Below are 10,162 nucleotides of genomic sequence, written 5' to 3' on the forward strand. Positions count from 1 at the left end.
AGCCCCACCGGCGCGCCGAAGACCGGCGCGGTGCAGCAGGCCCGCTCGCTGGAGCGCGGTCAGCTGGTCATGGACCAGGAACGCCACACCTGCACCTGGAAGGGCGAGGCGGTGACGCTGACGGTGACCGAATTCCTGATCCTGCATTCGCTGGCGCAGCGCCCCGGCGTCGTCAAAAGCCGCGACGCGCTGATGGACGCGGCCTATGACGAACAGGTCTACGTCGACGACCGAACCATCGACAGCCACATCAAGCGGCTGCGCAAGAAATTCAAGATGGTCGACACCGACTTTGATATGATTGAAACACTTTACGGAGTGGGATACCGCTTCCGCGAAGCAGCCTGAGCCCAAGCGGCGCAGCAGCAGTCAAAATGTTACAGCGTCCTTTGCGCGTCTGAAAAGACGCGCGGCGCTGTAGGAAATATTAAGGGCTGCGGGCCGGTTCATCCGGCCCCGCCCTTCGAAAGGGCCTGTCATTGGCACAGTTGGTGCAGGAAAGGGATCTGGACGATGCGGAGGGCGTAAGCACCCGTCGCGTCCGAGGCCGGCGTTGGTCGCATCCCTTCACCCTGATCCGCCGCATCTTCGGCAATGCCGTCTTTTCGAGCCTGACGCGGCGCATCCTGTTCTTCAATCTTGCCGCACTGCTGGTGCTCGTCGGCGGCATCCTCTACCTCAACCAGTTCCGCGAGGGGCTGATCGACGCCCGCGTCGAGAGCCTGCTGACGCAGGGCGAGATCATTGCCGGCGCCGTTTCGGCCTCCGCTTCGGTCGATACCAACTCGATCACCATCGATCCGCAGAAACTGCTCGAGTTGCAGGCCGGCCAGAGCATCACCCCGGTGCCGAATGACGAGGATCTCGAATTCCCGATCGATCCCGAGAAGGTCGCGCCCGTCCTGCGCCGGCTGATTTCTCCGACGCGCACGCGCGCCCGCATCTTCGATGCCGACGCCAATCTGCTGCTCGATTCGCGCCATCTCTATTCGCGCGGCCAGGTGCTGCGCTTCGACCTGCCGCCTGTCGAAGAGGAGAAACAGACCTGGAGCGAGTGGTTCGCCACCCTGTTCAACAAGGCGCTGCAGCCCGGCAATCTGCCGCTCTATAAGGAAGCGCCGGGCGGCGACGGCTCGATTTATCCCGAGGTGATGAATGCGCTCACCGGCGTGCGCGGCGCGGTCGTGCGTACCACCGAGAAAGGCGAGCTCATCGTTTCCGTCGCCGTGCCGATCCAGCGTTTCCGTGCCGTGCTCGGCGTTTTGCTGCTGTCGACGCAGGCGGGCGACATCGATAATATCGTCCATGCCGAGCGGCTTGCCATCATGCGCGTCTTCGGCGTCGCGACTCTCGTCAACGTGCTGCTTTCGCTGGTGCTTTCATCGACGATCGCCAATCCGCTGCGCCGTCTTTCGGCGGCCGCCATCCGCGTGCGCCGGGGGGCCAAGGCACGCGAGGAGATCCCCGACTTCTCCGCCCGCCAGGACGAAATCGGCAACCTTTCCATCGCGTTGCGCGAGATGACGACGGCGCTCTACGACCGCATCGATGCGATCGAGAGTTTCGCGGCCGATGTCAGCCACGAGCTCAAGAATCCGCTGACCTCGCTGCGAAGCGCTGTGGAAACGCTGCCGCTTGCCCGATCCGACGATTCCAAGAAGCGGCTTATGGACGTCATCCAGCACGATGTCCGCCGCCTCGACCGGCTGATCAGCGATATCTCAGACGCCTCCCGTCTCGATGCCGAACTCGCACGCGTCGATGCCGGCTCCGTCGATATGGAAGTGCTGCTGCGTGACCTCATCGAGGTTTCGCGCCAGGTCAGGAGCAGCAAGAAGCAGGTGGAGATCGAATATGCGATCGAGCGCAAGCCGAACATCAAGACGCGCTTCGTCGTCAATGGCCACGATCTGCGCATCGGCCAGATCATCGCCAACCTGATCGAGAATGCCCGCTCTTTCGTGCCGGAAAAGGGCGGCAAGATTACCGTGCGGCTGGTGCGGACGCGTTCGCGCTGCGTCACCACTATCGAAGACAACGGCCCCGGCATCCAGGCGGAAAATATCGACCGTATCTTCGAGCGCTTCTATACGGACCGGCCGGAATCGGAAGGCTTCGGCCAGAATTCAGGTCTCGGCCTTTCGATCAGCCGGCAGATTGCCGAAGCGCATGGCGGTTCGCTGAGAGCTGAAAACATCACCGATGCCGAAGGCGGGCATGTGCTCGGCGCGCGCTTCATCCTCTCTTTGCCAGTCGGCACCGCGGCATGACCGAGGCAACTTTCAACATCCATGCGACCGCGATCGTGGTCGGCAAGACGGGACTGCTGTTCAGCGGGCCTTCCGGCTCGGGCAAATCAATGCTGGCCTTCACCTGCATGACGGAGGCGCGCCGCCTCGGCCTGTTCACGGCGCTGGTCGCCGACGACCAAGTTCTTCTCTCAGGAGAGGCCGGCGCGGTGATTGCCGCGTGCCCGCCGTCGATCACCGGGCTGATGGAGCTTCGTGGCACCGGTATCGTTCATCAGGAGCATATTCCCAGGGCGGCCATGCATTATGCCGTGCTTCCGGGCAGTGCCACCGGCGAAAACCGGGTGCCTCCCGAGGGCGAAATGGTGAGCCTTGCCGCCGGTTTGTCGCTTCCCGCATTGCGGTTGCTCGCAGGCGTTTCCTCACCCCTTGCGATCCTGATGGCAAAAGTGCCGGATATCGGGCGCTAGGGCCTTCCGGATTGGTCAATCTGCCTTATATAGTCGCATTTTTATCTTGCACTTCGGCTTTTCATAGCCAAGATGTGCCCCCACCGGTGGACGTAATTGCTGCATTGCGATATTGGGTCCACCGTTTGCGTCTATGGGAGCAGTAATATCATGATCGGACTTGTGCTTGTCACTCATGGCAAGCTGGCTGAAGAGTTTCGTCATGCTGTCGAGCACGTCGTCGGTCCTCAGAAATTTATCGAGACGGTCTGTATTGGCCCCGAAGACGACATGGACCAGAGACGGCAGGATATTCTGGAAGCCGTTTCCGGTGCCGATGATGGCCATGGCGTCGTCATCCTGACCGACATGTTCGGCGGCACGCCGTCCAATCTTGCCATATCAGTCATGAGCAGCGGCCATACCGAAGTCATTGCCGGCGTCAACCTGCCGATGTTGATCAAGCTTGCCGGCGTGCGCGGCGAGAACAACATGGAGAAGGCGCTGGTGGAGGCTTCCGAAGCCGGGCGGAAATATATCAATGTCGCAAGCCGTGTGCTCAGCGGAAAATAACGAGCCTTCATGACATCGCTCTCCCGGGAACTCCTCATTATCAACAAGCGCGGTCTTCACGCGCGCGCTTCCGCCAAATTCGTGCAGATGGTCGAGACCTTCGATGCCGCCATCACCGTTTCCAAGGACGGGATGACGGTCGGCGGCACCTCCATCATGGGACTGATGATGCTTGCGGCAAGCCCCGGCTCGAGCGTCGTCGTCTCGGCGAGCGGCAGCCAGGCCGAGGAAGCGCTGGAGGCGCTGGACCAACTGATCCAGAATAGGTTCGGCGAAGAAATGTGAGCGCCGGCGAGCTCATATAAACATATAAAGACTTCTTTATATCCTTATTGCCATCCCGGGCGAAGCCTGCTAAACGGCGGACATGCCGTGCGCTTGCACGCGGTCATCTTCGCGCCTGCGCCAATTTTGAGACGTTTTCAGCCTGGAGGCCTCTATGAGCACTGAAAAAGATTATGTCGTCGCCGATATCGGGCTTGCGGATTTCGGCCGCAAGGAAATTACGATCGCCGAAACGGAAATGCCGGGGCTGATGTCCTGCCGCACCGAATTCGGCCAGACTAAGCCGCTGAAGGGCGCGCGCATCACCGGCTCGCTGCACATGACCATCCAGACGGCCGTGCTCATCGAAACGCTGGTCGCGCTCGGCGCCGAAGTCCGCTGGGCCTCGTGCAACATCTTCTCGACGCAGGATCATGCCGCTGCCGCGATCGCCGCTTCCGGCGTGCCTGTCTTCGCCATCAAGGGCGAATCGCTCGAGGATTACTGGGTCTACACCGACAAGATCTTCCAGTGGGCCGATGGCGGCCTTTCCAACATGATCCTCGATGACGGCGGCGATGCCACCATGTACATCCTGCTTGGCGCCCGCGCCGAGGCCGGCGAGGACGTGCTGTCTCACCCGCATTCCGAAGAAGAGGAAATCCTCTTCGCACAGATCAAGAAGCGCCTCGCCGCTTCCCCGGGCTGGTTCACCAAGCAGCGCGACGCGATCAAGGGCGTCACCGAGGAAACGACGACCGGCGTCAACCGACTTTACCAGCTCAGCCAGAAGGGCCTGCTGCCCTTCCCGGCGATCAACGTCAACGACTCGGTTACCAAGTCGAAGTTCGACAACAAGTATGGCTGCAAGGAATCGCTGGTCGACGGCATCCGCCGCGGCACCGACGTCATGATGGCCGGCAAGGTTGCGGTCGTTTGCGGATACGGCGACGTCGGCAAGGGTTCTGCCGCTTCGCTCTCCGGCGCCGGCGCCCGCGTCAAGGTGACCGAAGCCGATCCGATCTGCGCATTGCAGGCTGCGATGGACGGTTATGAAGTCGTTCTGCTCGAGGACGTCGTTTCCTCGGCCGATATCTTCATCACCACCACCGGCAACAAGGACGTCATCCGGATCGACCATATGCGGGCGATGAAGGATATGGCCATCGTCGGCAATATCGGTCACTTCGACAACGAAATCGAAGTCGCTGCATTGCGCAATCTCAAGTGGACCAACGTCAAGCCACAGGTCGACCTGATCGAATTCCCCAAGGGCAACCGCATCATCCTTCTTTCCGAAGGCCGTCTGCTCAACCTCGGCAACGCCACCGGCCATCCGTCCTTCGTGATGTCGGCTTCGTTTACCAACCAGACGCTGGCGCAAATCGAGCTCTTCACCAAGCCCGACCAGTATTCCAACCAGGTCTATATCCTGCCGAAGCATCTCGATGAAAAGGTCGCACGCCTGCATCTCGACAAGCTCGGCGTGAAGCTGACTGAGCTTTCTGAGGAACAGGCTGCCTATATCGGCGTCTCGCCGAAGGGGCCGTTCAAGTCCGACCACTACAGATATTGATCTGATCGTTAATATCCACAAGATGTAGAAGCCGCGGCATTGACAAATGTCGCGGCTTATTTTTTGGACGCTCCCTTCCCGCCGATTCCCTTCCGAAGTATTGTTTTAAGACTTGATTCGTGGCGCCGGACTCTGTCCGACCGCTGCGAAAATGGGATGTCTTGTCGTAATGCGGCACATTGAAGGACGGAGACATACCGAGGATGTCGGAAATGAAAAGCAGCCTGCCCGGTCAGGCGGATGATGGCGCTCGCGCCGATCGCCGCCCGCCTATGGCAGGCCAAGGATATAAATCTGCAACGGCACACGAGGCCGCAAAGCAAGAGCACGGACCATTGGCGCGCTTTCTTAAACGCTGCGCTGCCGGCACGGCGCTTGCCGCGCTGGCGCGGCCGGCTCTGGCGCAGGCGGAGCAGCAGGCGGCGGCTTCGGCTCACCTCTTCACATCCTCGCAGGTGATCGGTGTTTCCGTCGTCATCGGTGTCATATCGGCAGCACTGCTGTCGACGCTGTGGCTCGTGCGCCAGCGCGGCAACCTGGAAAACGAGAGCCGGGAAATCCGCTCGGCGCTCTCCGATGCCCAGCAGCGTATTTCGCAATACCAGGCTCTGATCGCCGACAAGAACCGGCGGATCGTCATCTGGGACGGCAATGCGCGCCCCGAACTGCTCGGCCAACTTCCACCTGAGACCGGCGCGCCGCAGGACGGCGAATTCCTGGCCTTCGGGCTGTGGCTGAAGTCACGTTCGGCTTCCGAGCTGGAAAAGGCGATCGACCGGCTGCGCGACGAGGCGCAGAGCTTCGACATGGTGGTCGAAACCATCCGCGACGAAATCCTCGAGGCGCAGGGCCGGGTTTCCGGCGGGCGGGCCTTCGTCCGTTTCGTGGCGCTCAACAATCTGCGCGCCGAGCTCGCAGAGCTCAGGATCGAGCGCGACCGGCTGATGACCTCGATCTCGGCCTTCCAGACCATGCTCGACGCGATCGACATGCCGGCCTGGCAGCGTGACCCGGTGGGCCGCCTCACCTGGGTCAACCAGGCTTATGGCGAGGCGGTCGAGGCGCGATCGCCGCAGCAGGCGATCAATGAAGGCCGCGAGATGCTGACGACCGTGGCGCGCGAACGCATTCGCGCGACGACGACGCCGGAATCGCCCTTCCACGACAAGATTTCGACGGTCGTTCACGGCAACCGCACCTTCTTCGACGTCGTCGACGTCAGGGTTCCCGGTGGCTCGGCCGGCATCGCGATCGATGTGTCCGACATAGAGGCAGTGCGCGCCGAGCTGGAACGGACGCTGAAGAGCCATGCCGAAACGCTCGACCATCTCGCCACGCCGGTTGCCATCTTCGACGGCGACCGCCGGCTGCAATTCTACAACCAGGCCTTCGTCGCGCTCTGGGAGCTGGATATCGCCTTCCTCGAAGGCCGACCTGACAATAGCGAGCTGCTCGAGCGGCTGCGGGCGGCCAAGAAGCTGCCGGACCAGCTCAACTGGAAAAGCTGGAAGGAAGCCGCACTTTCCGTTTATCGCGCGCTCGACACGCAATCCGATCTCTGGCACCTGCCGAACGGACAGACGTTGCGCGTCTTTGCAACCGCCCATCCGCAGGGCGGCGCCACCTGGGTGTTCGAAAACCTGACCGAGCAGGTCGATCTCGAAACGCGCTACAACACGCTGGTCAAGGTGCAGGGCGAAACGATCGACCATCTTTCCGAAGGTGTGGCGGTGTTCGGCCCTGATGGACGCATCCGCCTTTCGAACCCGGCCTTCCGCGCGCTCTGGGGAATCACCGAAACCGAAGCCCAGCCCGGCACCCATATCCGTGCGCTGGGCGAGGCCTGCGCGCCGTCCTATGACCGGCCGGATGGCTGGAAGACCTTCGCGGAGCTGATCACCAGCTTCGACGACGAACGCCGCTCGGGTCAGGGAACGCTGGAACTCTTCTCCGGCCTCGTGCTCGACTACGCCGTCATTCCGCTGCCCAACGCGCAGACCATGCTGACCTTCGTCAACATGACGGACAGCGTGCGCGCCGAGCGCGCGCTGACCGAGAAGAACGAAGCACTGCGCAAGGCCGACGAGCTGAAGAACGACTTCGTCCAGCACGTTTCCTATGAACTGCGTTCGCCACTAACCAATATCATCGGTTTCACCGATCTCCTGCGCACGCCGGGTGTCGGGCCGCTGAACGAACGGCAGGCCGAATATATCGACCACATCTCGACCTCGTCCTCGGTTCTCTTGACGCTCGTCAACGATATCCTCGACCTTGCGACCGTCGACGCCGGCATCATGCGCCTCAACTATGCGGATATCGATCTCAACGACCTGCTCGACGACGTCTCGATGCAGATCGCCGATCGCCTGCACGAAAGCGGCGTGGCGCTTGAAATCACCGCACCCGCCTATCTCGGCTCGATCATTGCCGATCCGCAGCGGCTGAAGCAGATCCTTCTGAAGCTTCTTTCCAATGCGGCGAATTTCTCGCCCGAAGGCACCTCGATCTCGCTGGAATGCCATCGCGAAGGCACGGATTTCGTCTTCTCCGTCAGCGATCGCGGCCCCGGCATCTCACCTGATATGATCGCGACCGTCTTCGACCGTTTTGCCACGGGGGCTAAAAGCGGCAAACGCGGCGGCGCCGGCCTCGGCCTCTCGATCGTCGACAGCTTCGTCAGTTTGCATCATGGCGACGTGACGATCGACAGCGAGCCGGGCAAGGGCACGACCGTCGTCTGCCGTATCCCCTCGGTCGATGTACCGCATTCCGCCGCCGCCGAATGACGACCAGCCATGCGATCTCGCTTTTCCTGAAAGACGAGGCGGCTACCATCCGCCTCGGCGAAGATCTGGCACTGGCCCTGAAGGCCGGCGATTGCCTTGCCCTTTCCGGCGATCTCGGCGCGGGGAAATCCTCGCTCGCCCGGGCGATCCTGCGCGCCATGGCCGATGATGAAGAGCTCGAGGTCCCGAGCCCGACCTTCACGCTGGTCCAGTCCTACGATCTGCGCATCCCCATTTCGCATTTCGATCTCTACCGGCTCGGCGATCCCGCCGAACTGACCGAACTCGGCTTCGACGAGGCTCTGCAGAACGGCATCTGTCTCGTCGAATGGCCGGAGATGGCGGAGAGCGAACTGCCCGTTCAGCGCATCGCGCTGACGCTGGAACATGAGGGCAACGGCCGGCGGGCGACAATCAGAGCCGCGGGCGCGCAAATTACACGCATCCGCCGTGTCCTGGCGATCCGCGATTTCCTTGACGCTGCAGGTTACCCCGAAGCGAAACGCCGCTTCCTGACCGGCGATGCCTCGCTGCGCGCCTATGAGGCGATCTATCCGAAGGCCGAGAACCAGCGCATCATCCTGATGGACTGGCCGCCTCTTGCAGAAGGCCCGCCGGTTCTCGACGGTAAACCCTATCCCAAAGTCGCGCATCTTGCCGAAAACGCCTATCCCTTCGTGGCGATCGCCGATGCGCTGCGCAAGGACGGCTTTGCGGCGCCCGAAGTCTACAAGGTGGATTATAACAAGGGTATCCTGCTGATCGAAGATCTCGGCAGTGACGGCGTGCTGGACGCCCATGGACAGCCTATTATCGAACGCTATCGCGAAAGCGTTGCCTGCCTGGCCAGACTGCACGCTCTGAAATTTCCGCACGACATCCCAGTTGGAAAGAGGCATGTCCATCATATTCCTGATTTCGACCGTACGGCGATGAAGATGGAGGTGCGGCTGGTGCTCGACTGGCACCTGCCCTGGAAGCGCCAGGGCGCACCCGCAACCGAAGCCGAACGCGCGGATTATCTGGCGATCTGGGATACACTCATCGACGAACTCGCAACGGCCGAGAAGAACCTGCTGCTGCGCGACTTCCACTCGCCGAATATCATCTGGAGACCGCATGCGAAGGGCGTCGAACGGATCGGCCTCATCGACTTCCAGGACGCCATGATCGGCCCCACGGCTTATGATCTCGCCTCGATCGTCCAGGATGCGCGCGTAACGATCGAGCCGGGCCTCTTCCGGCAACTGATGGATGATTATCTGGGGCTTCGCCGCGCACAGGGCGGTTTCGACGAAGCCGGCTTCATGAGGGCCTGGGCAATCATGTCGGCGCAGCGCAATTGCAAGCTTGCCGGTCTCTGGGTGCGCCTGTTGCAGCGCGACGGCAAGCCGGGCTATCTGAAACACATGCCGCGCACGCTTGCCTATCTGAACGTCGCGCTAGAGCATGAAACGCTTGCCCCCTTGCGCGATTGGTGCACAAGGGCTGGAATAGGCCAGAGCGAATCATAAGTTCCGGATCAGAATGACCATCAGACAAGCCATGGTACTGGCCGCGGGTCTCGGAACCCGCATGCGCCCGATCACCGATACGATCCCGAAGCCGCTGGTGAAGATCGACGGCAAGCCGATGATCGACTACGCGCTGGATTCACTGGTGGCGGCCGGCGTCGAACGGGCCGTCGTCAACGTCCACCACTTCGCCGATCAGATGCTCGACCATCTCAGGAACTACCGCGGCCTCGACATCATCATTTCCGACGAGCAGGACGCTCTGATGAATTCCGGCGGCGGGCTGGCGAAGGGCCTGACATTACTTAACCGCAACAATGTCTTCGTCATGAATGCCGATCTCTTTTGGATCGGCGAGCAGCCGGGGCGACCGACCAACCTGCAACGCTTAGCCGGATTCTTCGATAGTGAACGCATGGACATGGCGCTGCTTTGCGTTGGGATCGAGGATACGACAGGTCACAACGGCAAGAATGACTTCAGCCTCGCAACCGATGGCCGGCTGACGCGTTATCGCGACGATCCGTCCAATCCCGTTGTCTACGCCGGAGCGATCGTCATGAACCCGTCGCTGCTCGACGATGCACCGAAGGATGCCTTCAACCTCAATATCTATTTCGACAAGGCGATCGCGCGCGGACGGCTTTTCGGCATGGTGCTCGAAGGCCATTGGCTGACTGTGGGAACGCCGGAGGCAATCGGCGAGGCGGAGGAAACGATCCGCAGGTTGCGGGCGTTTGCCTGAGCC

The 10,162-nt window shown here is 61.4% G+C and carries 9 protein-coding genes; all 9 read left to right on the plus strand.

Annotated features, from left to right (window positions below; genetic code table 11):
* On the plus strand, positions 1–348 hold a 348-nt coding region (locus tag MOV76_RS07310), incomplete at its 5' end, for a response regulator transcription factor (protein ID WP_247264208.1).
* Positions 349–479: 131 nt separating this feature from the next.
* Entirely contained in the window at positions 480–2,270 is a 1,791-nt protein-coding gene (locus tag MOV76_RS07315; protein ID WP_018244185.1) for a sensor histidine kinase, read from the plus strand.
* A complete protein-coding gene (locus tag MOV76_RS07320) occupies positions 2,267–2,719 on the plus strand; it encodes an HPr kinase/phosphorylase (protein WP_247264209.1) in 453 nt (150 codons plus the stop codon). The genes MOV76_RS07315 and MOV76_RS07320 overlap by 4 nt, the downstream gene beginning before the upstream one ends.
* Positions 2,720–2,869: 150 nt before the next feature.
* Entirely contained in the window at positions 2,870–3,271 is a 402-nt protein-coding gene (locus MOV76_RS07325) for a PTS sugar transporter subunit IIA (protein WP_003544139.1), read from the plus strand.
* A gap of 9 nt (positions 3,272–3,280) precedes the next feature.
* Positions 3,281–3,556 carry an HPr family phosphocarrier protein gene (locus tag MOV76_RS07330; protein WP_003544133.1) on the plus strand — a complete coding sequence of 92 codons (276 nt, stop codon included), beginning with the start codon at positions 3,281–3,283 and terminating at the stop codon, positions 3,554–3,556.
* A 154-nt stretch (positions 3,557–3,710) separates the two neighbouring features.
* The gene (ahcY, locus tag MOV76_RS07335) at positions 3,711–5,111 is read left to right on the plus strand and encodes an adenosylhomocysteinase (protein WP_011649859.1); all 1,401 of its coding nucleotides are present in this window, start codon (positions 3,711–3,713) and stop codon (positions 5,109–5,111) included.
* A gap of 203 nt (positions 5,112–5,314) precedes the next feature.
* A complete protein-coding gene (locus tag MOV76_RS07340) occupies positions 5,315–7,900 on the plus strand; it encodes a PAS domain-containing sensor histidine kinase (protein WP_183619360.1) in 2,586 nt (861 codons plus the stop codon).
* Entirely contained in the window at positions 7,897–9,414 is a 1,518-nt protein-coding gene (gene tsaE / locus MOV76_RS07345) for a tRNA (adenosine(37)-N6)-threonylcarbamoyltransferase complex ATPase subunit type 1 TsaE (RefSeq protein ID WP_130769226.1), read from the plus strand. Before MOV76_RS07340 ends, tsaE begins: the two co-directional genes overlap by 4 nt.
* Positions 9,415–9,427: 13 nt before the next feature.
* Positions 9,428–10,159, plus strand: a complete 732-nt coding sequence (locus MOV76_RS07350; protein ID WP_018448424.1) for a nucleotidyltransferase family protein — start codon at positions 9,428–9,430, stop codon at positions 10,157–10,159.
* The last annotated feature ends 3 nt before the right edge of the window (positions 10,160–10,162 follow it).

The organism is Rhizobium sp. PRIMUS64 (genome assembly GCF_023006465.1).
Taxonomy (GTDB): Bacteria; Pseudomonadota; Alphaproteobacteria; order Rhizobiales; family Rhizobiaceae; genus Rhizobium; species Rhizobium leguminosarum.

What these genes read in the sequence shown, in the direction of transcription:
- tsaE (WP_130769226.1), top strand. Translation starts at nt 7,897, where the DNA reads ATGACGACCAGCCATGCGATCTCGCTTTTCCTGAAAGACGAGGCGGCT.
- MOV76_RS07330 (WP_003544133.1), top strand. Translation starts at nt 3,281, where the DNA reads ATGACATCGCTCTCCCGGGAACTCCTCATTATCAACAAGCGCGGTCTT.
- MOV76_RS07350 (WP_018448424.1), top strand. Translation starts at nt 9,428, where the DNA reads ATGACCATCAGACAAGCCATGGTACTGGCCGCGGGTCTCGGAACCCGC.
- MOV76_RS07340 (WP_183619360.1), top strand. Translation starts at nt 5,315, where the DNA reads ATGTCGGAAATGAAAAGCAGCCTGCCCGGTCAGGCGGATGATGGCGCT.
- ahcY (WP_011649859.1), top strand. Translation starts at nt 3,711, where the DNA reads ATGAGCACTGAAAAAGATTATGTCGTCGCCGATATCGGGCTTGCGGAT.
- MOV76_RS07325 (WP_003544139.1), top strand. Translation starts at nt 2,870, where the DNA reads ATGATCGGACTTGTGCTTGTCACTCATGGCAAGCTGGCTGAAGAGTTT.
- MOV76_RS07320 (WP_247264209.1), top strand. Translation starts at nt 2,267, where the DNA reads ATGACCGAGGCAACTTTCAACATCCATGCGACCGCGATCGTGGTCGGC.